Source organism: Variovorax sp. DXTD-1 (assembly GCF_003984625.1).
GTDB lineage: Bacteria > Pseudomonadota > Gammaproteobacteria > Burkholderiales > Burkholderiaceae_C > Variovorax.
On sequence record NZ_RWKH01000012.1, the window covers coordinates 50,774 to 75,071 of the forward strand.

Annotated in this window: 21 protein-coding genes; 13 read left to right on the top strand and 8 right to left on the bottom strand. The window is 65.4% G+C overall.

Annotated features, from left to right (window positions below):
* Positions 1 to 4 precede the first annotated feature (4 nt).
* Entirely contained in the window at positions 5 to 598 is a 594-nt protein-coding gene (locus EJI00_RS13065) for a YqiA/YcfP family alpha/beta fold hydrolase (protein ID WP_126747940.1), read from the bottom strand.
* A gap of 369 nt (positions 599 to 967) precedes the next feature.
* Here EJI00_RS13065 and EJI00_RS13070 point away from each other — a divergent pair, with 369 nt between their 5' ends.
* The 6 genes from EJI00_RS13070 to EJI00_RS13095 all read left to right on the top strand — a co-directional run bounded on the left by EJI00_RS13070 (position 968) and on the right by EJI00_RS13095 (position 8,227).
* Positions 968 to 1,696 carry a response regulator transcription factor gene (locus tag EJI00_RS13070; protein WP_126747941.1) on the top strand — a complete coding sequence of 243 codons (729 nt, stop codon included), beginning with the start codon at positions 968 to 970 and terminating at the stop codon, positions 1,694 to 1,696.
* Positions 1,697 to 1,713: 17 nt separating this feature from the next.
* The gene (locus EJI00_RS13075) at positions 1,714 to 3,549 is read left to right on the top strand and encodes a 7TM diverse intracellular signaling domain-containing protein (RefSeq protein WP_126747942.1); all 1,836 of its coding nucleotides are present in this window, start codon (positions 1,714 to 1,716) and stop codon (positions 3,547 to 3,549) included.
* A gap of 32 nt (positions 3,550 to 3,581) precedes the next feature.
* Positions 3,582 to 4,736, top strand: a complete 1,155-nt coding sequence (gene rodA, locus EJI00_RS13080; RefSeq protein WP_126747943.1) for a rod shape-determining protein RodA — start codon at positions 3,582 to 3,584, stop codon at positions 4,734 to 4,736.
* A 94-nt stretch (positions 4,737 to 4,830) separates the two neighbouring features.
* Positions 4,831 to 6,291: a metalloprotease TldD gene (gene tldD / locus EJI00_RS13085; RefSeq protein WP_126747944.1), complete on the top strand. Its 1,461-nt coding sequence runs from the start codon at positions 4,831 to 4,833 to the stop codon at positions 6,289 to 6,291.
* Between the two features lie 47 nt (positions 6,292 to 6,338).
* Positions 6,339 to 6,881: a hypothetical protein gene (locus EJI00_RS13090; RefSeq protein WP_126747945.1), complete on the top strand. Its 543-nt coding sequence runs from the start codon at positions 6,339 to 6,341 to the stop codon at positions 6,879 to 6,881.
* Positions 6,882 to 7,108: 227 nt separating this feature from the next.
* Entirely contained in the window at positions 7,109 to 8,227 is a 1,119-nt protein-coding gene (locus tag EJI00_RS13095; RefSeq protein WP_126747946.1) for a 3-deoxy-7-phosphoheptulonate synthase, read from the top strand.
* A gap of 16 nt (positions 8,228 to 8,243) precedes the next feature.
* Here EJI00_RS13095 and EJI00_RS13100 read toward each other — a convergent pair whose 3' ends face one another.
* Both EJI00_RS13100 and mpl read right to left on the bottom strand, forming a co-directional pair.
* Positions 8,244 to 8,753 (bottom strand): cupin domain-containing protein, encoded by a 510-nt coding sequence (locus EJI00_RS13100; protein ID WP_126747947.1) that lies wholly within the window; start codon positions 8,751 to 8,753, stop codon positions 8,244 to 8,246.
* A complete protein-coding gene (gene mpl / locus EJI00_RS13105) occupies positions 8,750 to 10,153 on the bottom strand; it encodes a UDP-N-acetylmuramate:L-alanyl-gamma-D-glutamyl-meso-diaminopimelate ligase (protein WP_126747948.1) in 1,404 nt (467 codons plus the stop codon). The genes EJI00_RS13100 and mpl overlap by 4 nt, the downstream gene beginning before the upstream one ends.
* A gap of 101 nt (positions 10,154 to 10,254) precedes the next feature.
* On the opposite strand from mpl, the gene EJI00_RS13110 reads away from it, so the two are divergent.
* The 7 genes from EJI00_RS13110 to EJI00_RS13140 all read left to right on the top strand — a co-directional run bounded on the left by EJI00_RS13110 (position 10,255) and on the right by EJI00_RS13140 (position 16,694).
* Complete coding sequence (locus EJI00_RS13110; protein WP_126747949.1) at positions 10,255 to 10,854, top strand: hypothetical protein; 600 nt, start codon at positions 10,255 to 10,257, stop codon at positions 10,852 to 10,854.
* The gene (locus tag EJI00_RS13115) at positions 10,855 to 11,400 is read left to right on the top strand and encodes a TlpA family protein disulfide reductase (RefSeq protein ID WP_126747950.1); all 546 of its coding nucleotides are present in this window, start codon (positions 10,855 to 10,857) and stop codon (positions 11,398 to 11,400) included.
* Positions 11,401 to 11,498: 98 nt separating this feature from the next.
* Entirely contained in the window at positions 11,499 to 11,957 is a 459-nt protein-coding gene (gene accB / locus EJI00_RS13120; protein ID WP_126747951.1) for an acetyl-CoA carboxylase biotin carboxyl carrier protein, read from the top strand.
* Positions 11,958 to 11,959: 2 nt separating this feature from the next.
* Positions 11,960 to 13,309: an acetyl-CoA carboxylase biotin carboxylase subunit gene (accC, locus tag EJI00_RS13125; protein WP_126747952.1), complete on the top strand. Its 1,350-nt coding sequence runs from the start codon at positions 11,960 to 11,962 to the stop codon at positions 13,307 to 13,309.
* A 22-nt stretch (positions 13,310 to 13,331) separates the two neighbouring features.
* Complete coding sequence (prmA, locus tag EJI00_RS13130; protein WP_126747953.1) at positions 13,332 to 14,222, top strand: 50S ribosomal protein L11 methyltransferase; 891 nt, start codon at positions 13,332 to 13,334, stop codon at positions 14,220 to 14,222.
* Between the two features lie 73 nt (positions 14,223 to 14,295).
* Positions 14,296 to 15,723 (top strand): zinc-ribbon and DUF3426 domain-containing protein, encoded by a 1,428-nt coding sequence (locus EJI00_RS13135; RefSeq protein WP_126747954.1) that lies wholly within the window; start codon positions 14,296 to 14,298, stop codon positions 15,721 to 15,723.
* Between the two features lie 68 nt (positions 15,724 to 15,791).
* Positions 15,792 to 16,694, top strand: a complete 903-nt coding sequence (locus EJI00_RS13140; RefSeq protein ID WP_126747955.1) for a carbohydrate kinase family protein — start codon at positions 15,792 to 15,794, stop codon at positions 16,692 to 16,694.
* Between the two features lie 97 nt (positions 16,695 to 16,791).
* On the opposite strand, the gene EJI00_RS13145 is transcribed toward EJI00_RS13140, so the two are convergent.
* The 5 genes from EJI00_RS13145 to EJI00_RS13165 form a co-directional block, all read right to left on the bottom strand.
* A complete protein-coding gene (locus tag EJI00_RS13145) occupies positions 16,792 to 17,319 on the bottom strand; it encodes a histone H1-like DNA-binding protein (RefSeq protein WP_055801757.1) in 528 nt (175 codons plus the stop codon).
* A gap of 196 nt (positions 17,320 to 17,515) precedes the next feature.
* Complete coding sequence (locus EJI00_RS13150) at positions 17,516 to 18,688, bottom strand: ribonucleotide-diphosphate reductase subunit beta (RefSeq protein WP_126747956.1); 1,173 nt, start codon at positions 18,686 to 18,688, stop codon at positions 17,516 to 17,518.
* Positions 18,689 to 18,866: 178 nt separating this feature from the next.
* Positions 18,867 to 21,779 carry a ribonucleoside-diphosphate reductase subunit alpha gene (locus EJI00_RS13155; RefSeq protein ID WP_126747958.1) on the bottom strand — a complete coding sequence of 971 codons (2,913 nt, stop codon included), beginning with the start codon at positions 21,777 to 21,779 and terminating at the stop codon, positions 18,867 to 18,869.
* A gap of 351 nt (positions 21,780 to 22,130) precedes the next feature.
* Complete coding sequence (ampD, locus tag EJI00_RS13160) at positions 22,131 to 22,748, bottom strand: 1,6-anhydro-N-acetylmuramyl-L-alanine amidase AmpD (RefSeq protein ID WP_126747959.1); 618 nt, start codon at positions 22,746 to 22,748, stop codon at positions 22,131 to 22,133.
* Entirely contained in the window at positions 22,735 to 24,297 is a 1,563-nt protein-coding gene (locus EJI00_RS13165) for a sigma-54-dependent transcriptional regulator (protein WP_409514018.1), read from the bottom strand. Before EJI00_RS13165 ends, ampD begins: the two co-directional genes overlap by 14 nt.
* Between the last annotated feature and the right edge of the window lies 1 nt (position 24,298).

The window sequence follows — 24,298 nt, forward strand, 5'->3', positions numbered from 1 at the left end:
GGACTCAGACCGGGTTGATGAAGTCGATGACGTCGTCCAGATGGTTCTGCTCGAAATCGGACAGCGCGTGGTCGCCCCCCTCGAGCAGCTTGATGTTGCTGTCGGGGTAGCGCGCGGACATTTCGTGCCAGTCCAGCGCCTCGTCGCCCTTGGCGATGATGGCCAGCACGCGCTCGGGGCGCGTGAGGGCGCCGACTTCCATGGTGCGCAGCTCCTGGATGTACTCGGGCCGGAAATAGAAGTGCTCGGCCGGGTCCTGCCACGTGGTCTGGTCGCCGATATAGAGCTGCAGGTCGCGCGCGGGGTGCACGGCGGGGTTGAGCAGCACGGTGCGGCAGCGCGTCATTCCCGCAACGTAGGTGGCATAGAAGCCGCCGAGCGACGAACCGACCACGGCCATCGACTTGCGGGGCCAGTCGGCAATGCCTTTCATCACCATGTCGATTGCTTCGCGCGGAGAGGGCGGCAACTGCGGGCACCACCACTGCAGGTTGGGGTGCTCCAGCGCCACGCGCCGTGCCATCAGCCGCGCCTTGGTCGAGCGGGGCGAGGAGCGGAAACCGTGCAGATACAACAGGTGAGTGGTTTTCGGATCCATGCGAGGCGGAGACTGAAAATGTTGCGTTCGACGCAACTCCATAGAAGGAGCCGGGTAATTTTGCATGAGGTCCTCGTGCGGGGCGCGGATGCCGGTGAGGGCTCTCGCATGCAGGCTTCGTGCGGGGAGGTGAATGTGTACCACTGGAATCTCCGGCCCGCGGGATTTTTCTGCATCCGATCGGGAGCGGGCCGTGTCCCGGAACCCGAAAGTACTCAGCTGACGCACCAGGAGTGGCCAAGTTCGCCTGGTGCTGTTGCGTTTTTGCAAGCGGTGCGAAGTTTCGCGGTCCGGGATCGATGCCTGCATCCCATGAAGATGGGAGGTGCCGCGGCCTTTTGAATCGACGTGGCGGCTTATGCTAAGCCCATGAACATCGAGGCTCCTGATCCTGGAACGGCACGCCGCTGGGGCGTGCTCGTGGTCGAGGACGACAGCCGCGCGCGTGCCTTCTTCGAGGCCAGCGTGCAGCGCAGCGCAACCCTCTTCTGGCTTGGAAGCGCCGGCACCGTGCACGAGGCGTTGGCGTGGCTTGCGCAGACCGCCACCATCCCCGATGTGCTGCTGGTCGACCTTGGCATGCCCGACGGCAGCGGACTGGATGTGATCCGCGAGGCCGTCGCGCGCTTTCCCGGCTGCGAGCCGCTGGTGATCTCGGTCTTCGGCGACGAGGAAAACGTGCTTTCCAGCATCGAGGCCGGCGCGGTCGGCTACATCCACAAGGACGCGGCACCGGAGGACATCGCGCAGACCATCGTCGAGATGAAGGCCGGTGCGTCGCCGATCTCGCCCATGATCGCGCGGCGGGTGCTTGCCAAGTACCGCAGCCTGCAGACGGCAGGCACGCCCGCCGCGGCAGTGCCCCAGGCGGCCACCATCGACAGCACGGCGCCCAGCCTGCTCTCCGCCCGTGAACATGAAGTGCTGACGCTGATCGCGCGCGGCTTCTCCTATGCCGAAATCGCCCGGCTCAAGGGGTTGAGCGTGCACACGGTGCAGACCCACATCAAGAACCTCTACGGCAAGCTGGCGGTGCATTCCAAGAGCGAGGCGGTGTTCGAAGCCACGCGCCTCGGCCTGCTGTCCCACCCCGGGTGAGCCGTGTGGCGGGGCGCATGTTCGCAAGGCCGTGGAGGGCGCTGTTCGCGCTCTGGCTTGCGGTAGTCCTGCTGGCGCCGGTGGGTGCCGCGGCGGCGGATGGCCCCCTTGAGTTGCGCAGCGGCACGGCGACCGTCACCGTCGACGGCGTCACGCATACAGCGCCCGTCGAGCTTTCCTACCATTGGGATCGCCAGCACCGGGGGCGCCCCGGCTTCGCGAGCTTCGAACTGCCGTTCACGCTCGACGCCGCGCCCGAGACGCCGTGGGGCATCTTCATTCCGCGGGCGGGCAACGTGCTCGAGGTGTCGCTCAACGACGCGTTGCTTCAGGTCTACGGAGATCTGGGCCGCGGCAACGGGCCTGACTACGCCAAGGCACCCATCCATGTGCCGATTCCGGGGCATTTGCTGAAAGCCGGCGACAACCGCCTGCAGATTCGCATCCGCGCCGACAGCGCACGGCGGGCCGGGCTTTCACGCGTGACGATCGGGCCGGCCACGCCGGTGCGCACCGAGCTTTTCGAAACGGCCTATGGCTGGCGCTTTACCGGCTCGGTGCTCCTGAGTGCCTTCAGCCTCATCGTCGGCGGCATTGCACTGGCGTTGTGGCTCACCCAGGTGGACGCCGACGCGGTGGGGCGGCATCGGCGCGACGGCATCTATTTGTGGACGGCGCTCGCCGAATTCTGCTGGGCGTTGCGCGTCGCCGACGGTGTCATTGCCGAACCGCCCCTGCCTTGGCCGGCCTGGGGCGTGCTCATGGCCGCCTGCTATGCGGGCTGGGCGGCGTCCGCCATGATGTTCTGCTACCACCTGGCGGGCTGGGACCACAGGCCCCGCATGCGCTGGTTGCGGTGGCCAATGGCGGGAGTGGTCGCCGGAACGGTCGCCGCGAGCTCGATGGCGCTGTTCCGCGAGGAGCCGTACTGGCTTACCGGCTGGCTTGCGGCAGAAATCGTGTTCATTGCGCTGTTCGTCTGCACCTTTGTGGTCGCGACTGTGCGGCGGCCCAACCTGGGGCGCCTGCTGGTGGCGGCCGCCGCACTGGCAACGCTGGGCTTCGGCATCCGGGACTGGCTGGTGATCCGCCTGAGCGACGCCTACGGCGAAACCACTTGGGTGCGCTATTCGTCCGTGTTCTTCGGTATTGCGCTGCTGCTGATCGTGCTGCGTCGCTTTCGCGCCGCCAGCATCGAAGCGCGCGGCTCGGTGGCGGCACTGGCCCAACGAGTGGCGCAGCGCGAACGCGAGCTCGCATCGACCTTCGCGGCGCTGGAGCAGGTGGCGCGCGACCAGGCCCGAACCCATGAGCGCGAACGCATCCTGCGCGACATGCACGACGGCGTGGGCTCGCACATCAGCTCGGCCATCCGGCAGCTGCAGTCGGGCCAGGCCAGCTCCGAGGAGCTGCTGCGCACCCTGCGCGACTCCCTCGACCAGCTCAAGCTCTCGATCGACTCCATTCAGCTGCCGCCGGGCGACGTGGGCGCCCTGCTGGCGGCGCTGCGCTACCGGCTGGAGCCGCGCCTGGCGGCCGCGGGCATCAGGCTGGAGTGGGGCGTGGAAGAGGTGCCAACGGTAAAGGGTCTCGACGCGCAAGGCATGCGGCAGTTGCAGTTCCTGCTGTTCGAGGCGGTTTCCAACGTGATGCAGCACGCCCAGGCGAAAACGCTGCGGATCGAGTCGCAAGCGCCGGCCGGAAGGGTGCAGTTGCGCGTGATCGACGACGGCCGAGGTTTCGACGCGTCCCAGGTGCCGCGGGCGCTCACGGAGCGTGCCGGCGCCGTCGGCGCGCGGCCGGCGGTCGAAAGCCGACCGGGACGCACGGTCGTTCAGTTCGAATTCGACTGACCGGGCGTGCCGGGCGCGGATAATCCAGCCCCATGTCCGCCGTGTTCAATCAGCCCTCCCTGGCGCGCCGCGTCGCGCCCATCTTCCAGGGGTTCGACGGCTTTCTGGCTTTTGCCGTGCTGTTGCTGGCTTTCGCCGGGTTGCTGACCATGTATTCGTCGGGCTACGACCACGGCTCGCGGTTTTCCGACCATGGCCGCAACATGCTGCTGGCGGGCTTCATCATGTTCGTGGTGGCCCAGGTGCCGCCGCAGCGGCTGATGATGTTTGCGGTGCCGGTGTATGTGACGGGCGTGGCGCTGTTGATTGCGGTCGCGCTCTTCGGAATCACGAAGAAGGGCGCCACGCGCTGGATCAACCTCGGCGTGGTGATCCAGCCCAGCGAAATCCTCAAGATCGCGATGCCGCTGATGCTGGCCTGGTGGTTCCAGCGCCGCGAAGGCCAGTTGCGGCCGCTCGATTTTGTGGTGGCGACGGTGTTGCTGGCCATTCCGGTCGGGCTCATCATGAAGCAGCCCGACCTGGGCACTTCGCTGCTGGTGCTCGCCGCCGGCCTGGCGGTGATCTTTTTCGCCGGGCTGCCGTGGAAGCTCATCGTGCCCCCGGTGGTGATCGGTGCCGTGGCGATCACGCTGATCGTGAGTTTCGAGTCGCGGCTGTGCGCGGAGGGCGTCGACTGGCGGGTGCTGCACGACTATCAGAAGCAGCGCGTGTGCACGCTGCTCGACCCCAGCAAGGATCCGCTGGGCAAGGGCTTTCACATCATCCAGGGGATGATCGCCATCGGCTCGGGGGGCGTGGGCGGCAAGGGGTTCATGCAGGGAACGCAGACGCACCTCGAATTCATTCCCGAGCGCACCACCGACTTCATCTTTGCGGCCTATTCCGAGGAATTCGGCCTCGTGGGCAACCTTGCCCTGATCGCGGCCTTCATCCTGCTGATCTTCCGCGGCCTGGCCATCGCGGCCAGCGCCACGAGCCTGTTCTCGCGGCTGCTCGCGGGGGCGGTGACGATGATTTTCTTCACCTATGCCTTCGTCAACATGGGCATGGTCAGCGGCATCCTGCCCGTGGTGGGCGTGCCGCTGCCTTTCATCAGCTACGGCGGCACCGCCATGGTCACGCTGGGGCTGGGGCTGGGCATCCTGATGTCCATCGCGCGCGCCAGAAAGCTCTCTCAAAGCTAGGCACGCGGCCGCAGCGCCAGCGTTGGCCCCGGCCGGGGAAGGCGAAGCGCCGCCGGGCGCGCGCGGTCCGGGGGCGAGCCCTAGAATCCGCTTCATGATCTCTCGCGAACCCACCATCGAGCGCCTTGCCACGGCGCAACAGCTCCTGCTCACGCCGTTCGGCCTCGACGAATCGCACCTGAGCAAGGCCCTGGCCGAGATCACCGCCCACAAGGTGGACGATGCCGACCTGTACTTCCAGTACACGCGCAGCGAGGGCTGGAGCCTGGAAGAAGGCATCGTCAAGACCGGCAGCTTCAGCATCGACCAGGGTGTCGGCGTGCGCGCGGTCAGCGGCGAGAAGACCGCCTTCGCCTATTCGGACGATATTTCCGAGGCGTCGCTGCTCGATGCGGCCCGCACGGTCCGCTCGATTTCCTCCGCCGGCCGCACCGGCCGCGTGAAAACGCCGGCGCGCAAGATCGCTTCGAGCCGCTCGCTCTACAACGGCGTCGACCCCATTTCCACGCTCAACAGCACGGCCAAGGTCAAGCTGCTCGAGCGGGTCGAAAAGCTCGCGCGCTCGCGCGATCCGCGCGTGGCCCAGGTCATGGCCGGCCTGGCGAGCGAGTACGACGTGGTGCTGGTGGCGCGTGCCGACGGCACGCTGGCCGCCGATGTGCGGCCGCTGGTGCGCCTGTCGGTGACCGTGATTGCCGAGCAGAACGGCCGACGCGAGGTTGGCTCCGGCGGCGGTGGTGGGCGCTTTGGGCTCGCTTATTTCACCGACGAGCAGATGGCCGAATATGTCGACCAGGCCGTGAAGGCCGCGCTGACCAACCTCGACGCCCGTCCGGCGCCCGCCGGCGAAATGACGGTGGTGCTCGGCTCCGGCTGGCCCGGCATCCTGCTGCACGAGGCGATCGGCCACGGGCTGGAAGGCGACTTCAACCGCAAGGGCTCGAGCGCGTTCTCGGGCCGCATCGGCCAGCGCGTGGCGGCCAAGGGCGTGACGGTGCTCGACGACGGCACCATTGCCAACCGCCGCGGCTCGCTCAACGTGGACGACGAAGGCAACGCGAGCCAGCGCAACGTGCTCATCGAGGACGGCATCCTCAAGGGCTACATCCAGGATTCGCTCAACGCGCGCCTCATGAAGGTCAAGCCCACCGGCAACGGCCGGCGCGAGAGCTACGCCCACGTGCCGATGCCGCGCATGACCAACACCTACATGCTCGGCGGCGACAAGGACCCGAAGGAAATCGTCGCCAGCATCAAGAAGGGCCTGTACGCCACCAACTTCGGTGGCGGCCAGGTCGACATCACGAGCGGCAAGTTCGTGTTCTCGGCCAGCGAGGCCTTCTGGGTCGAGAACGGCAAGATCCAATACCCCGTGAAGGGCGCGACCATCGTGGGCAACGGCCCCGACGCGCTCACCCGCGTGACCATGATCGGCAATGACATGGCGCTCGATTCGGGCGTGGGCACCTGCGGCAAGGAAGGCCAGAGCGTGCCCGTGGGCGTCGGCCAGCCCACCTTGCGCATCGATGGTTTGACCGTAGGCGGAACGGCCTGAGAGCTTGCTAAGCTCCGCTCCTTATTTTTCAAGAAGAGGAGCATTCGATGAGGATCAGGATCAATTCGTCCACGGCCCTTTGGGCTGCAACCGCCGCAGTGGCGCTCGCAACCGCAGGCTGCGCTTCGCGCGGCGGCTCGGGCGACAGCAGCCAACCCGCGGCCTCGGCACCCGCTGCCAGCGCACCCGCCGCCCCGGCGCGCGGCGGCGCCAAGGCCGGCATGGACGCCAAGGGCAACGTCATTGATTCGTCCAAGGTCGAAGCCGGCAGCGGCCGCACCGTCAAGGGCCTGAACGGCTACGAAGGCGAAATCACGGGTATTCCCGCCCGCAACAGCAAGTTCTCGCGCTTGCAGATCGGCATGAGCGCCAAGCAGGTGACCGACCTGGCCGGCCAACCGACCGACCAGGGCGCCTATGTCACGGGCAAGGCCTTCATTCCGTTCTATTTCGGCGGCGACCGCCACCGTTACGAAATGACCTACAAGGGCCAGGGGCGCCTGGTTTTTGCGGGTGGCGGCATGGGCGACTACTCGGGCGGCAACCTGATCTGGATCATCCACAACCCCAACGAATCGGGCTACCGCTAAGCCGTTCGGAGCCGGGCTTTCGCCCGGCTTCTTGTTTTCCATGCTACATTTCGCCCACATGTCCGCCCTCCGCGCTTATTTCTTTGCCTACTTTTGGTTCCCGGTTTCCGGCGGACGAGAGGCGAGCGCGTAAAGCAAACGAACACCCTCCCAGAACCGCCGGTGGCCCAGAGCCCCCGGCGGTTTTTTTATGCCCTGACGATTTCACTCCAACAAGGAAAAGCACCATGAGCACGAACACTGCCCCCGCCAGCGACAGCTGGTATGCGAGCGTCGAAAAAACCAGCAAGACCGACGACGAACGCATCAAGGACATCAACGTGCTGCCCCCTCCCGAACATCTGATCCGCTTCTTCCCGATTCGCGGTACGCCGGTCGAAACGCTGATCGAGGGCACCCGCCGCAACATCCACAACATCATGGCGGGCAAGGACGACCGGCTGCTGGTGATCATGGGACCGTGCTCGATCCATGACCCGGCTGCCGCGCTCGACTACGCCCGCCGCCTGAAGGTGGAGCGCGAAAAGTACGCCGGCACGCTCGAGATCGTGATGCGCGTGTACTTCGAGAAGCCGCGCACCACGGTGGGCTGGAAGGGCCTCATCAACGACCCGTACCTGGACGAAAGCTACCGCATCGACGAGGGCCTGCGCATTGCGCGCCAGTTGCTCATCGACATCAACCGGCTCGGCCTGCCGGCAGGCAGCGAGTTCCTCGACGTGATTTCGCCGCAATACATCGGCGACCTGATCGCCTGGGGCGCCATCGGTGCGCGCACCACCGAGAGCCAGGTGCACCGCGAACTGGCCTCGGGGCTTTCCGCGCCCATTGGCTTCAAGAACGGCACCGACGGCAACATCCGCATCGCCACCGACGCCATCCAGGCGGCGGCGCGCGGCCATCACTTTCTATCGGTGCACAAGAACGGCCAGGTGGCCATCGTGCAGACCAACGGCAACCGCGACTGCCACGTGATCCTGCGTGGTGGCAAGGCGCCCAACTACGACGCCGAGAGCGTCGAGGCCGCCTGCAAGGACCTCGAGGCCGCCAAGCTGCCGCCCACGCTGATGGTCGACTGCAGCCACGCCAACAGTTCCAAGCAGCACCAGAAGCAGATCGACGTGGCGAAGGACATTGCCAATCAGATCGCGGGCGGATCGAACCGCGTGTTCGGCGTGATGGTCGAGAGCCACCTGCAAGCCGGTGCGCAGAAGTTCACGCCGGGCAAGGACCAGATCGCAGGCCTCGAATACGGCAAGAGCATCACCGACGCGTGCCTGGGCTGGGACGATTCGGTGCAGGTGCTCGACGTGCTGTCGCAGGCGGTCAAGCAGCGCCGGGGATAAACCGCGCTGGCCGGGATCAGAGCATCCCGGCCAGTTCGGGCCAGTGGTGCCGCATGGCGGTGGCTTCATCGCTTTCGGGCGGCACCAGGGAAAAGTCTGCGAAGTCGAAGCCCGGGCCGACCATGCAGGCGACCAGCGTGTAGTCGCCACTCGCGTGGCCCTGGATCGGCCGGGCAGCCTGCCACTGGCCGGCCGATACCACGTGCTGTGGGCGCGTGCCGTGTGCGTCGACCGGCCCCAGCCGTACGTGCGCCGGCGCGGTGCGCATGGCGGCATCGCACGTCCACAGTGCCAGCGGCACGCCTTCCAGGTGAACCCAGACTTCATCCGAAAGCACCCGGTGCCAGCGTGAATGCTGGCCGGCCTCCAGCAGAAAGTAGATGCTGGTGAGCGCGCTGCGCGGCGCGCGGCCGTCCATGGGAACCACGCTCGCGGCCGAACGGAACACCTCGCTATACCAGCCGCCCTCGGGGTGGGGCTGCAGCTTCAGGCTCTCGATCAGCTCGCGGGTGCGCGTGGCTGTCATGGGGCCGCCGCGCTGCGGAGCGCCGCAAGCAGCTTGTCGTGCACGCCGCCGAAGCCGCCGTTGCTCATGCAGACGATGTGATCGCCGGGCCGCGCCGCGGCAACGATCTGCGCGACCAGCGGCTCGACGGCACCGGCCACTTGCGCGCGGTCGCCCATCGGGGCCAAGGCCGCGGCGGCGTCCCAGTCGAGCCCGGCGGTGTGGCAGAAAGACAGGTCGGCCGCTTCCAGGCTCCACGGCAGCTGCGCCGCCATCACGCCGAGCTTCATCGTGTTGCTGCGCGGTTCGAAGGCCGCGAGGATGCGCTCGCCTTGCTTGCCGGCATCGTCGAGCTTCTTGCGCAGGCCGTCGAGCGTGGTGCGGATGGCGGTCGGGTGATGCGCGAAGTCGTCGTAGACGGTGATTGCGCCGCCGCTGCGCTCGACCGTGCCGCGCAACTCCATGCGCCGGCGTACGTTGCGGAAGCTGCCGAGTGCCTTGGCCGCATCGGCCGGCGCAACGCCCACATGCTCGGCCGCGGCAATGGCGGCCAGCGCGTTCATCTGGTTGTGCAGGCCCGAAAGCCCCCATTCGACGCGGCCCACGGCCTCGCCGCGACACAGCACGTCGAAGGCGTCGTGCGTGCCGCGCGCCTGCCATTCACCGCCAGCGCCAAAGCGGGCGAGCCCGCTCCAGCAGCCTTGGCTCAGCACGCGTTGCAAGCTCTCTTCGGTGGCGTTCACCACCAGCCGCCCGCTGCCGGGCACCGTGCGAACGAGGTGGTGGAACTGCCGCTCGATGGCGGCGAGGTCATCGAAGATGTCCGCGTGGTCGAATTCCAGGTTGTTGAGAATCGCCGTGCGCGGGCGGTAGTGCACGAACTTGCTGCGCTTGTCGAAAAAGGCGGTGTCGTACTCGTCCGCCTCGATGACGAATGCCGGGCCGTCGCCTAGCCGGGCCGACACGCCGAAGTCGAGCGGAACGCCGCCCACCAGAAAGCCCGGCGCCTTGCCGCCTTTCTCCAGCACCCAGGCCAGCATCGACGTGGTGGTGGTCTTTCCGTGGGTTCCGGCCACGGCAAGCACGTGGCGGCCCAGCAGCACGTGCTCGGCGAGCCACTGCGGTCCGCTGGTGTAGGGCTTGCCGGCATCGAGGATGGCTTCCATCAGCGGGAACTTGGGACTGCCGTCGGGCAGCCGGGCCCTCGAAACCACATTGCCGACCACGAACACGTCGGGTGAAAGTGCCAATTGGTCGGCACCGAAGCCTTCGATCAGGTCGATGCCGAGCGACCGCAGCTGGTCGCTCATGGGCGGGTACACGCCGGCGTCGCAGCCCGTGACCCGGTGGCCCGCGTCGCGCGCCAGCGCGGCCAATCCGCCCATGAACGTGCCGCAGATGCCAAGAATATGAATGTGCATCGGGCGATTCTAGGGAGGCGGCATGCCGCGGCCGCGCCGCAGCCTTGTCCTTTGTACTGATGTTTGGTGTGAGGGCGGCGTAGTGCGGGCAAAATGTTCCGATGGACACGACCACCAAGCGTGAGATCGCCGCCGCCGCAGCCCGCCTCGTCGTCGAAGAGGGGCTGGAGTACGGCCCGGCCAAGCGCCGGGCGGTACGAGACCTTGGCCTGTCGTCGCGCACGGCGCTGCCGAACAACGACGAAGTCGAGGCCGAAGTGCGTGACTACATCGCGCTTTATTGCGCCGACACCCAGCCGCAGGAGCTGCATGCCTTGCGGCTGCTCGCGCTCGAATGGATGGAGCGCATGGCGGCGTTCCGGCCGCACATCGGCGGTGCCGTGTGGCACGGCACCGCCACACGGCTGTCAGACATTTATATTCAATTGTTCTGCGATGATTCCAAGTCGGCCGAAATTGCCCTCATCGACCATCACGTGGACTACGAGCCGCGAATGGTCACCGGTTTTCACGGTGAGCAGGTCGAGGCCTTGAGCGTGCATGCCGCGAGCCGCGCGCTGGGCGAGGAGATCGGGGTCCACCTGCTGGTCTACGACCTCGATGACCTGCGTGGGGCACTACGGCCCGACGCCCAGGGGCGTACCCCGCGCGGCGATCTGGCCGCGCTGCGCCGGCTGATTGAAAGAGAAAAGGACAAGTGAATGACTTCTTCGCCCACACGGCGCCGCCTCATGTATGGCGGCGTGGCGGTCGCGGCCGCCACGGCGGGCCTGGGCGGCGCGTGGTGGCGTGAGCGCGGCGGCAGCACCAAGGGCGAAGTGCTGGATGCCGCCTTCTGGGACCAGCGTTTCGACCGCCCGGAGGGTGGTGAACTGGTTTTCTCGAGCTTGCGCGGCAAGCCGCTGCTGTTGAATTTCTGGGCCACGTGGTGCCCGCCGTGCGTGGAAGAAATGCCGATGATCGATCGCTTCTTCCGCGAAAATGGCGCCAACGGCTGGCAAGTCGTCGGTTTGGCGATAGATCAGCCCAGCGCCGTCCGCAAGTTTCTGCAGAAAACGCCCGTCAGCTATCCGCTTGGGTTGGCCGGTTTGCAGGGTACCGAACTGGTAAAAAGCCTTGGCAACGCCGCCGGAGGATTGCCTTTCACGCTGGTTGTTACGGGCGCGGGGACTGTGGCGGCTCGTAAAATGGGCAAGCTCGAGCCCACCGATCTGGACACTTGGCGACGTGAACTCGTTCACGGTTAGAATCAGATACACCTCGGCATTCGCCGCCAATCGCTAAAGATCAACGATTTTTAGCCAAATTACATCCTAATGACCGGCAAAGTCGGCACTGGAGCCTCATGGATCTGCGCAAACTCAAGACACTGATCGATTTGGTGTCTGAATCCAATATTTCCGAACTGGAAATCACCGAAACCGAAGGCAAGGTTCGCATCGTCAAGGGCGGCGGCGCTGCCCCGGTGCAATATGTTCAGACGGTGGCGGCGCCTGCCGCTGCTCCCGCCGCCGGTGCCCCTGTGGCCCCCGCGCTTGCAGCTGCGCCCGTAGCCGAAGCCGCGCCCGCCGGTCATGCGGTCAAGTCGCCGATGGTCGGCACCTTCTATCGTTCCTCCAGCCCTGGCGCTCCGGCGTTCGTCGAAATCGGCAGCAAGGTCAACGAGGGCGACACCGTCTGCATCATCGAAGCGATGAAGATCCTCAACGAAATCGAAGCGGACAAGTCCGGCACGATCACCCAGATCCTCGGCGAAAACGGTCAGGCAGTCGAATACGGCCAGCCGCTGTTCATCATCGAGTGACCATGTTCAAGAAGATCCTGGTTGCAAACCGGGGGGAAATCGCCCTCCGGATCCAGCGCGCCTGCAGCGAGCTCGGCATCAAGGCCGTGATGGTCTATTCCGAAGCGGACCGCGACGCAAAGTACGTCAAGCTGGCGCAGGAAGCTGTGTGCATCGGCCCGGCGCCATCGTCGCTGAGCTATCTGAACATGCCGGCGATTATCTCGGCGGCCGAGGTCACCGACGCCGAGGCCATCCACCCCGGCTACGGTTTCCTGAGTGAAAACGCGAACTTTGCCGAGCGCGTGGAGCAGAGCGGTTTCCAGTTCATCGGCCCGACGCCCGACAACATCCGCACGATGGGTGACAAGGTCTCGGCCAAGCAGGCCATGATCAAGGCCGGCGTGCCTTGCGTGCCCGGCTCCGAGGGCGAGCTCTCCGACGACGCCGCCACCAACAAGCGCATTGCGCGCGCCATCGGCTACCCGGTCATCATCAAGGCCGCCGGCGGCGGTGGTGGCCGCGGCATGCGCGTGGTGCACACCGAAGCGGCACTGGTCAACGCGATCCAGATGACCAAGGCGGAAGCCGGCGCTGCTTTCAACAATCCGGCCGTGTACATGGAGAAGTTTCTCCAGAACCCGCGCCACGTTGAAATCCAGATCCTGGCCGACAAGCACAAGAACGCGGTCTACCTGGGCGAGCGCGACTGCTCCATGCAGCGGCGCCACCAAAAGGTGATCGAGGAATCGCCGGCCCCCGGCATTCCGCGCAAGCTGATCGAGAAGATCGGTGAGCGCTGCGCGGCGGCCTGCAAGAAAATCGGCTACCGCGGCGCCGGCACCTTCGAGTTCCTGTACGAAAACGGCGAGTTCTATTTCATCGAAATGAACACGCGCGTGCAGGTGGAGCACCCGGTGACCGAGTTCACCACCGGCATCGACATCGTGAAGACGCAGATCATGGTGGCGGCGGGCGAGAAGCTGCCGTTCACCCAGCGCCAGATCGAAATGCGCGGCCACGCCATCGAGTGCCGCATCAACGCCGAAGACGCCTGGAAGTTCACGCCGTCGCCGGGCCGCATCACCATGTGGCACCCGCCGGGCGGCCCTGGCGTTCGCGTCGATTCGCATGCGTACACCAACTACTTCGTGCCGCCCAATTACGACTCGATGATCGGCAAGATCATTGTGTATGGCGACACGCGCGAGCAGGCCATGGCGCGCATGCGCACGGCGCTGAACGAAACCGTGATCGAAGGCATCCAGACCAACATTCCGCTTCACCGCGAGCTGATGGTCGACGCCAAGTTCATGAGCGGCGGCACCAACATCCACTACCTGGAAGAGTGGCTCGCAGCCCACAAGCGCTGAACAGCGAGCACCGGACGCCACCATGTTTGAACTTCGCCTGATGGCGCCGGAAGACCGGGTCGAAATGCTCAGCGATTCGCTCGACGCACTCGATGCGCTGAGCGTGTCGGTGGAAGACGCCGATGCGCAGACCGATGCCGAACAGGCGCTGTTCGGCGAGCCCGGCATGCCGCCGCCCAAGGAGGGCTGGCAGCGCTCACGCATCATTGCGCTGTTCGCCGACGAAACCCTTGCCAAAGAGGCTGCGTCGGTGCTCGCGCTGCAAGACTTCTTCGAAGGCTGCGCGGTGCTCGGCGTGGCGCCGGTGCCCGATCAAGACTGGGTGCGGCTCACGCAGTCGCAATTCGCGCCGGTCGAAATCACGCCCGAGTTCTGGATCGTGCCCACCTGGCATGAGCCGCCCGAACAGGCCAGGCAGTTGATCAGGCTCGACCCGGGGCTCGCCTTCGGCACCGGCACGCATCCCACCACGCGCATGTGCCTGCGCTGGATCGCGAAGCAGGGCGAAGGCGCATTCGGCAACCAGCGCGTGCTCGACTACGGCTGCGGCTCGGGCATTCTTGCCATTGGCGCGGCGAAGTTCGGTGCGCTCGATATCGACGCCGTCGACATCGACGAGGCCGCCGTTTCGTCGACCCGCCTCAATGCCGAAGCCAATGGCGTGCGCCTGAATGCCGGCCTGCCGGAAGCGGCCAAGGGCAGCTACAACACGGTGCTGGCCAACATCCTTGCGACGCCGCTCAAGGTGCTTGCGCCTTTGCTGTGCAGCCACGTGGAACCGGGCGGATCGCTGGTGCTCGCCGGCATTCTCGAGCGCCAGGCCGACGAACTGAAGCAGGCCTACGCGCCCTATGCCGCGCTCGAGGTCAGCGACAGCGAGGACGGCTGGATCCTCATGACGGCTCGCTGCTGAGCAGCGCGGCCGGGATTTCGCACCGCCGCGCACCGCTCGCGAGGCGGGGGCTCAACCCTACAATCGCCCGGTCATGAGCCTTGTCACGCGTTGTCCCGCCTGTGCCACCACCTTCAAGGTGGTGCGCGACCAGCTTCGCATCTCCGATGGCTGGGTGCGTTGCGGCCGCTGCAGCCATGTGTTCGACGCCACGCTCGATCTGCACGAGGCACCGGACGGCGTTCCGGGTCCGGCGGTTCCACCTCCGCCTCCAACGGAGCCTTCCGCAAAGGCCGAAGCGGAGCCCGGGCCGTCCAAGCAGCACTCTTCACCAGCCCAAGCCGCGGCGGAGCCTTCGAGTGCCGCGGAAGACGCGGACTTCTTCGACGACGAACCGGAGCATGGTGAAACGTCGGACGCTGTTGCTTCGTCGCCGCTGGAAGAAACGGACGAGCTTCTGTCGCCGGCGCCGCTTCCCGAGACCAGGCCTGCACTGACGCCTGCGCCAAGTCCCGCAGCTGCGACGCCGTCCGCGACGGCCTTCGTCCTGCCTGCGCACGGAATCATCGCCGACGAGTTGTGGTCCGACTTCGAAGCCAACGAGCCGGAATGGCGGCCACCGGCGAGCTCACTGCCGCCGTTTCCGAACATCGACCTGAATCTTGCGGCGGCGCCTTCGCCGCCGCCACCGCCGCCGCCTCCCTTGCCAGCCTTGCGCGTCAAGGCTCGCGAAATGGCGGCATCGGCCAGCGTCGAAGACGAAAAGCACGAGGCCGCGCAGGATCGCGACCAGGTGCAGATGCAAAAGGCGCTGCGCCGGGCGCGCATCAAGTCGGCCAAGATTGCGAGCGCCAAGGCGCGCGACGAGGGCACCGCCGCAAAGGCCTCGGCGTCGATGGTGAGGCAGGCGAGCGAGCAGGATGGCGACTCGGGTCCGCTGCCGCTTCCGGCGCCGCTTCACGAAGCGGAGGATTCGGACAGGGTTCCTTTCTCCGGTGACGAGAAGGCGGACCGTGGCACCGAGGGGTTCTGGCAGCGTGGCGCCATTCGATTTGCGCTTTGGTTCTTCGCCGTGCTGGCCGTTCTGCTGTTCGTCGCGCAGGTCTTGCATCACGAGCGCAATGGCATCGTGGCCCGCCAGCCGAACCTGCGGCCTGCATTCGCCGCCATGTGCCGATTGACCGGCTGCGAGCTCACGGCGTTGCGCCAGATCGGCGACATCGTGATCGAAGGCGCCGCCTTCGCACGCGAGAAGACCGGCAACAACGACTACCGGCTCAGCTTTACCTTGCGCAATGGCGCCACGGTTCCGCTGGCCATGCCGGCCATCGAGCTTTCGCTGCTCGACACCCAGGAGCGGGCAGTGGTGCGCCGCGTGCTCACGGCGGCGGACTATGGTGCGCCGACGGTGCTCGCAGCGCGCTCCGACCAGGCCGCATCGCTGCCGCTCACGTTGTCCGCAACGGAGGCGGCAACGCTGCCGCCCATTGCCGGCTACCGCGTGGAAGCGTTCTATCCTTAGGCCCTCGGTTTGGGCTCGACCCGCGCCTCGTCCATTTCATCCATTCATCCTTCAACCAACGGCTCACCATGGCAGCAGTGATTTGCGGTTCCCTCGCGTTCGACACCATCATGACTTTCGAGGGCCGGTTTGCCGACCAGATTCTTCCGGACCAGCTGCACATCCTCAATGTGTCTTTCCTGGTGCCGGGCCTGCGGCGTGACTTTGGCGGCTGTGCCGGCAACATCGCCTACAGCCTCAACGCGCTGGGCGGCACGGCATTGCCGATGGCCACGCTCGGAAGCGACGGAGCCGACTACCTGGAGCGCCTGCGCACGCTGGGCATCAGCACCGAGTTCGTGCGCCAACTCGACGACACCTTCACCGCGCAAGCGATGATCATGAACGACGTCGACAACAACCAGATCACCGCGTTTCATCCCGGTGCGATGCAGCAGGCGCACCTCACGAAGATTGCCGCGCGCGAAGACATTCGCGTCGGCATCATCGCGCCCGATGGCCGCGAAGCGATGCTGCAGCATGCGGAGCAATTCGCTGCCGCCGGCATTCCGTTCGTGTTCGATCCGGGCCAGGGCCTGCCGATGTTCGATGGCGAAGCGCTCAAGCACTTCATCGACCTGGCAAGCTGGGTGGTCGTCAACGACTACGAGGGCAAGATGCTTTCGCAGCGCACCGGCTGGAGCCTGGCCGAAATCTCAAAGCGTGTACGCGGGCTGGTGGTCACGCTGGCGGCCGAGGGCTGCGAAGTGTGGACCGACGGCGAGCGCGAGCACGTGCCGGGCGTGAAGCCGACCGCGGTGGTCGAACCCACCGGCTGCGGCGATGCATGGCGCGGCGCGCTGCTGTTCGGCCTTGAAAAGGAATGGCCGCTTGCGCAATGCGCGGCACTTGGCAACCGCATCGGTGCGCTCAAGATCGCGCAGCGCGGGCCTCAGAACTACCAGATCGACAAGAAGGCGCTGGGCCTCTGAGCCGCCGCCTGCTCGCTCCCCCTTGTGAGCGGCGCGCATAAAAAAAGCCCGACACCGTGAGGTGCCGGGCTTTTTGCCGTCAAGGCCGCTGAGAAGCTCAGGGCTTGCTGGCCGTCGGAAACGGCCAGGCTGCCTGCGGGTTCAGCGTCGTTTGCGCAGCAGGAGCAGGCGCTGCGGCAGGAGCTGCCTTGGCGGCCTTCTTCGCAGCAGGCTTCTTGGCAGCAGCGGCAGGCTTGGCAGCGGGCTTTTTCGCGGCTTTCTTGGCCGCAGCCTTTTTGGCAGGAGCCTTCTTGGCGGCAGCCTTCTTCGCAGGGGCCTTCTTGGCAGCGGCCTTCTTCGCCGGAGCCTTCTTCGCCGCCGCCTTCTTGGCAGGAGCCTTCTTCGCTGCGGCCTTCTTCGCCGGAGCCTTCTTGGCAGCGGCCTTCTTTGCCGGAGCTGCCTTCTTGGCGGCTACCTTCTTCGCAGGCGCCTTCTTGGCGGCTACCTTCTTGGCTGCGACCTTCTTGGCCGGAGCCTTCTTCGCAGCTACCTTCTTGGCGGGAGCCTTCTTAGCGGCCGCGACCTTCTTTGCCGGAGCCTTCTTTGCAGCGGCTTTCTTAGCCGGCGCTTTCTTTGCAGTTGCCATTTCTATTTCTCCTTGATCAAGTTGAAAAAATCAACCTATTGAAGCACTCCGCGCACGTTGGTAGCGCAAAGCGATTCATGGCGTTGGAATCTGTGCTCCAGCACCATGAACACCTGAGCCCTCATCCATGCCGCGCTCTTCGGCGCGATCGGTGGCAAGGGCAATTCTTGAATTCATTAATTCTTATCGGAAAGATTCAATCCCAGGAGAGCGCGCCACCCGACTGGTACTCGATCACGCGGGTCTCGAAGAAATTGCGCTCTTTCTTCAGGTCAATCATTTCGCTCATCCAGGGGAACGGGTTTTCCTCGTTCGGGAAGAGCGTTTCGAGGCCGATCTGCTGTGCACGCCGGTTGGCAATGTAGCGCAGGTAGCCCTTGAACATGGAGGCGTTCATGCCGAGCACACCGCGCGGCATGGTGTCTTCGGCGTATTTGTACTCGAGCTCGACGGCCTTCATGAAGAGGGCCTTGATCTCGGCCTTGAACTCGTTGGTCCAAAGGCCGGGGTTCTCGAGCTTGAGCTGGTTGATCAGGTCGATGCCGAAATTGCAGTGCATCGACTCGTCGCGCAGGATGTACTGGTACTGCTCGGCGGCGCCGGTCATCTTGTTCTGGCGGCCCAGCGCAAGAATTTGCGTGAAGCCGACGTAGAAAAAGAGGCCTTCCATCAGGCAGGCGAACACGATGAGCGACTTGAGCAGCGTCTGGTCGGTTTCGTGCGTGCCGGTCTTGAAGTGGGGGTCGCTGATGGCGTCGATGAACGGGATCAGGAACTGGTCCTTCTCGCGGATCGACGGCACTTCGTTGTAGGCGTTGAAGATCTCGCTCTCGTCCAGGCCGAGCGACTCGACGATGTACTGGTACGCGTGCGTGTGGATCGCTTCCTCGAAAGCCTGGCGCAGCAGGAACTGGCGGCATTCGGGCGCCGTGATGTGGCGGTAGGTGCCCAGCACGATGTTGTTAGCGGCCAGCGAGTCGGCGGTCACGAAGAAGCCGAGGTTGCGCTTGACGATGCGGCGCTCGTCTTCGGTCAGGCCGTTCGGGTCTTTCCACAACGCGATGTCGCGCGTCATGTTCACTTCTTGCGGCATCCAGTGGTTGGCGCAAGTGGCGAGGTATTTTTCCCAAGCCCACTTGTACTTGAACGGCACCAGCTGGTTGACGTCGGTCTGGCCGTTGATGATGCGCTTGTCGGAAGCCTTGACGCGCTGCGCTGCGACGGGGGCCGTGGGTTGTGCAATCGACGAAGTCGGAGCGTCCACCGGTCGGCCTGCGGGCAAGCCGCTGGTCGATGCGTGGTGTTGCTGCAATCCTTGTTGCATATCCTTTGGTAAGGAGGGCTTGACTTCTTCGTCCCAGGTCAACATAGAAAAATCCAATGCTCAATTATCGGAGCAACGATGTGAGTTGCAAAGTGCTCGTTCACGTCGCGCTCCATTTATGTGGTTGTTATGTTGCTCTCATGCATCGCGCGATGTCAGTCAATGCCGTGATCGAGTGAGGGTTCGCGCGTTGTGCATGGACCTCGCTCTCTTCACTGACGCGTCATTGGCATGCTTCGCAAGTCGGATCGTCCACGCCGCAGAACGCGATGTCGGTTGCGGGAATCGCGTTCATCTGCGCCTTTGCTGCGGCAGCTGCTGCGTCGAGTGCGCTCATGCCCGAAGGTGCATCGCTGCCCGACGACACCGCGTTGAGACGGCCCGACTGCACCGTGGATTTCTCCGCGTGCGTCGCGCTCTGCGTGCGCAGGTAGTAGGTGGTCTTCAGGCCGCGCAGCCATGCGAGCTTGTAGGTGTCGTCGAGCTTCTTGCCCGATGCGCCGGCCATGTAGATGTTGAGCGACTGCGCCTGGTCGATCCACTTCTGGCGGCGCGAGGCGGCTTCGACGAGCCACGTGGTTTCCACTTCGAACGCGGTGGCGTAGAGCGCCTTCACGTCTTGCGGCACGCGGTCGATCGGACGCAGCGAACCGTCGAAGTGCTTCAGGTCCATCACCATCACGTCGTCCCATAGGCCCAGGCGCTTCAGGTCGCGCACCAGGTAGTGATTGATCACGGTGAATTCGCCCGACAGGTTCGACTTGACCGAGAGGTTGCCGAAGCAAGGCTCGATGGAAGCGTCGACGCCGATGATGTTCGAGATCGTCGCGGTCGGGGCGATGGCCACGCAGTTGGAGTTGCGCATGCCGTCGGCCTTGATCTTCTGGCGCAGCGCGTCCCAGTCGAGGGTGGCCGAGCGGTCGACCTCGACGTAGCCGCCGCGTGCTTTTTCAAGCAGGTCGAGTGTGTCGATCGGCAGGATGCCCTTGTCCCACAGCGAGCCCTTGTAGCTCGAGTACTTGCCGCGTTCCTTGGCCAGCTCGGTCGAAGCCCAGTAGGCGTGATAGCAGATGGCTTCCATCGACTCGTCGGCAAACTGCACGGCTTCCTGCGAGGCGTAGGGAATGCGCAGTTCGTACAGCGCGTCCTGGAAGCCCATCAGGCCCAGGCCGACCGGACGGTGGCGCAGGTTCGAGTCGCGCGCCTTCTTCACGGCGTAGTAGTTGATGTCGATCACGTTGTCGAGCATGCGCATCGCGGTCGAGATCGTCTTCTTGAGCTTTTCCTGGTCGACCTTGCCGTCCTTCAGGTGCTGCAGCAGGTTCACGGAACCCAGGTTGCAGACGGCGGTTTCGGTGTCGCTGGTGTTCAGCGTGATTTCGGTGCACAGGTTCGACGAGTGAACCACGCCGGCGTGCTGCTGCGGCGAGCGCACGTTGCAGGCGTCCTTGAACGTGATCCAGGGATGGCCGGTCTCGAACAGCATCGTGAGCATCTTGCGCCACAGGTCCGACGCCTGGATGGTGCGGGCGGGCTTGATCTCGCCGCGCGCGGCCTTTTCTTCGTAGGCGACATACGCCTTCTCGAAGTCGGCGCCGAAGAGGTCGTGCAGGTCGGGCACGTTCGACGGCGAGAACAGCGTCCAGGTGCCCTTTTCCATCACGCGGCGCATGAAGAGGTCGGGAATCCAGTTGGCCGTGTTCATGTCGTGCGTGCGGCGGCGGTCGTCGCCGGTGTTCTTGCGCAGCTCCAGGAACTCCTCGATGTCGAGGTGCCAGGTTTCAAGATACGTGCAGACCGCGCCCTTGCGCTTGCCGCCCTGGTTCACCGCCACGGCGGTGTCGTTCACCACCTTGAGGAACGGGACCACGCCCTGCGATTCGCCGTTGGTGCCCTTGATGTGGCTGCCCAGCGCGCGCACGCGGGTCCAGTCGTTGCCCAGGCCACCCGCAAACTTGGAGAGCAGCGCGTTTTCCTTGATCGACTCGTAGATGCCGTCCAGGTCGTCGGGCACGGTCGTCAGGTAGCAGCTGGAAAGCTGCGAGCGCAGCGTGCCGGCGTTGAAGAGCGTGGGCGTGCTCGACATGAAGTCGAACGACGACAGCACTTCATAGAACTCGATGGCGCGGGCTTCGCGGTCGATTTCGTTCAGCGAGAGGCCCATCGCCACGCGCATGAAGAAAGCCTGCGGGAGCTCGATGCGCGACTTGCGCACGTGCAGGAAGTAGCGGTCGTACAGCGTTTGCAGGCCGAGGTAGTCGAACTGGTTGTCGCGCTCGGCCTTGAGCGCCGCGCCCAGGCGGGGCAGGTCGTACTGCAGCAGCTTTTCGTCGAGCAGTTCGTTCTCGACGCCCTTCTTGATGAACTGCGGGAAGTAGTCGGCGTAGGTCTGCGCGCGCTCGGCGGGCATGACTTCGCGGCCGATGATTTCCTTGAAGATCGTGTGCAGCAGCAGGCGGGCGGTCGCGAAGGTGTAGTCGGGGTCCTTCTCGATGAGCGTGCGGGCGGCCAGGATCGAGGCCTTGTACACCTCGTCGAGCGGCACGCCGTCATACAGGTTGCGCATCGTCTCGGCGACGATCGGCGCGGCGCTGATGCCGTCGCCCAGGCCTTCGCAAGCCGATTCGATCAGGCCCTTGAGTTCGTTCAGGTCGAGCGCCACGCGCTCGCCGCGGTCCAGTACGTGGAGCATCGGCACGGCCGGCGCTTCCTGCGTGCCTTGCTTGGAGCGCTCTTGCGTGCGGCGCTCGCGGTACAGCACATAGGCGCGCGCAATTTCGTGGTGGCCGCCGCGCATGAGGCCGAGCTCGACCTGGTCTTGCACGTCTTCGATGTGGAAGGTGCCGCCGCCCGGACGCGAGCGGACCATGGCGCGGATCACGCCTTGAGTGAGGGCGTCGACGGTTTCACGCACGCTGGCCGAAGCCGCGCCCTGGGTGCCGTGCACCGCCAGGAAGGCTTTCATCATCGCGATGGCGATCTTGTTGGGTTCGAAGGGAACCACAGCGCCGTTGCGGCGAATGATCTGGTAGTGCGCGAGGTTCTGACCGGTGGGCGAGCCAGCAGTGTCTCGTTGCTGCTGCGGCGTCGAGGGAACGGCACGCGGGGTCGATGGGGTGTTCAGGGCTGTTTGCATTCGCTTCCTCTCGGTGTGGCAATTCTTGTTGGGTGGCAATGCCTTGGCGGGGCATTGCGCCGGTGCGTGATGACCGGACGGAAGACACTATATCTAGGGTGTGAAGCGTCTACAACCACTAGATGTAGTGTTTTTTGAGATATTCAACACAGTGGCGTATTTGTTTGGGCGCGGCACTTGGCCAGCGATGCCCCATGAATACTGGCCTATGGTTACGCAACCCGCGCGGGCTATGGCTTGCAAGCGGATTTGGGCCTGCAAGGCGCATGGTTGCTGGAGGCGCGCTCTGGATTTTAGAGATTGCTGCGGCGCAAGAACGCCGCATCGCATACCGCCGACCGATTAAAAAAATTAGAGCGGCAGCACCTGTTCGGGAAACATCCGCGGACTCCAGCCGAGCTGGCCGCGCAGCAATTGCCAATCGAAGCCCGCGCCCGGATCCTGCTTGCGGCCCGGCGCAATGTGCTCATGGCCCGCGATGAACGCGATGGCGTAGTGCTGCGCAATCGCCGCGCAAAGGCTGGCCAGCGTTTCGTATTGGGCCTCGTCGAAGGGCTGGCCTTCGAGGCCTTCGAGCTCGATGCCGATCGAGTCGTCGTTGCAGTTTTCGCGGCCGCGCCAGGACGACACGCCGGCATGCCACGCGCGGTCGTCGCAGCTCACGAACTGCCAGAGTTCGCCGTTGCGCCGCACATAGAAGTGCGAGGAAACCTGCAGGCCGCGAATGGATTGGAAGTAAGGGTGAGCGTCCCAGTCGAGCTGGTTCGCGAAGAGCTGCTGCACCGCATCGCCGCCATATTCGCCGGGCGGCAGGCTGATGGAATGCAGCACGATCAGGTCGGTCTGCGCGCCTGCCGGTCGCGGGCCGAAATTCGGCGATTGCAGCGCCTTTGCAAAGCGGTACCAGCCGGCGTGCCAGAGGCCGTCGTCGCCGCTCGCGTTCGACGTTGCTGCTTCAGTCGTCGGCATTGCTCGCGGTACCTTCATCGCCGTTGGGCGTGGTGATGCCCAACCGTGCGATGCGATAGCGGATCTGGCGCAGGCTCATGCCGAGCCGCGCGGCGGCCGCGGTGCGGTTAAAGCCGCTTTCATGCAGCGCGCGTACGAGAATTTCGCGCTCCTGCTGGTCGAGGTAGGCCTGCAGGTCGGACGGCAAGGGCGGCGGTGCGGTCTTGGGCTCCACGAAGGCTGCGGCTGCGGGCGCCGCAGCGGCGGGCGGTTCACCGTCGCCCGGCGGCGGTGAAGACGAGGGCGCCGAAGCGGCAAGCCCCGCGACGGCGGGCTGTCCACCGCCCATCAGGTCCAGGTGCAATTCGTCGCCGTCGTTGAGTGCCACGGCGCGGTGCAGCAGGTTTTCAAGTTCGCGCACATTGCCGTGCAGCGGATGCTGCGCGAGACGTTGCAGCAGGTCGGCGGAAAGATGCGGCACCGGCAGTCCGCCGTCGTGCGCAATGCGCGCGAGCAATGCGGCGCACAGGGCCGGCAGGTCTTCGCGCCGGTCGCGCAGCGCGGGCACCGCAATCTCGATCACGTTGAGCCGGTAGAACAGGTCCTGGCGGAAGCGGCCAGCGTTGACCTCGGCATGCAGGTCCTTGTGCGTGGCGCTCACGATGCGCACGTCGACCGCGTCTTCCTGCGTGGAACCGATGGAGCGCACGCTGCGTTCCTGGATCGCGCGCAGCAGCTTGGACTGCATGGCCAGCGGCAGGTCGCCGATTTCGTCGAGGAACAGCGTGCCCCCGCGCGCGGCCTGGAAATAGCCGTCCCGGTCTTGCGACGAGCCGGTGTACGAGCCCTTGCGTGCGCCGAAGAATTCGGCCTCGAGCAGGTTCTCCGGAATGGCGCCGCAGTTGACGGCGACGAACGGCCCGTCGCTGCGCTGGCTGCAGGCATGCACGGCGCGGGCCACCAGCTCCTTGCCGGTGCCCGATTCGCCGCGCACCAGCACGGGTGCCATGCCGCGGGCCACCTTGGCGATGCGCGACTTGACCAGGCGCATCGGCTCCGAGTTGCCCACCAGCCGTTCGAGCGCCGCAATGCCGCTGCCTGTCACGCCGGGCGTGTCGCCGGCACGTTCGCCTTGTGCCGCCGGTGCCGCTTTCATGGTCTTGGCGGGCGCGGCCTGCTGCGCCTGCACGGCGGACGCGACCACGGCGCGGAACTGCTTCAGATCGACGGGCTTGGTCAGGTAATCGAACGCGCCGGCTTTCAGCGCCTCGACCGCGTTCTCGGCGGAACCGTAGGCCGTCATCACTACGCAGCGCTCGGTGCGCTGGTCCTTCTGGATGCGATGGATGATTTCCATGCCCTGGCCGTCGGGCAGCCGCATGTCGGTGATCACCGCATCGAATTGCCCGGCCTCCAGGTGCTCCCATGCTTCCGAAACGCTGCCCGCGGCTTCCACGCGGTAGCCCTCGCGCAGCAGCGTGAGTTCGTACAGCGTGCGCAGGTCGGGCTCGTCGTCGATGACCAGGATGTTGGCCGGGCGCTGCAGGGAAGGGGGATTGGGAGTGCTCACG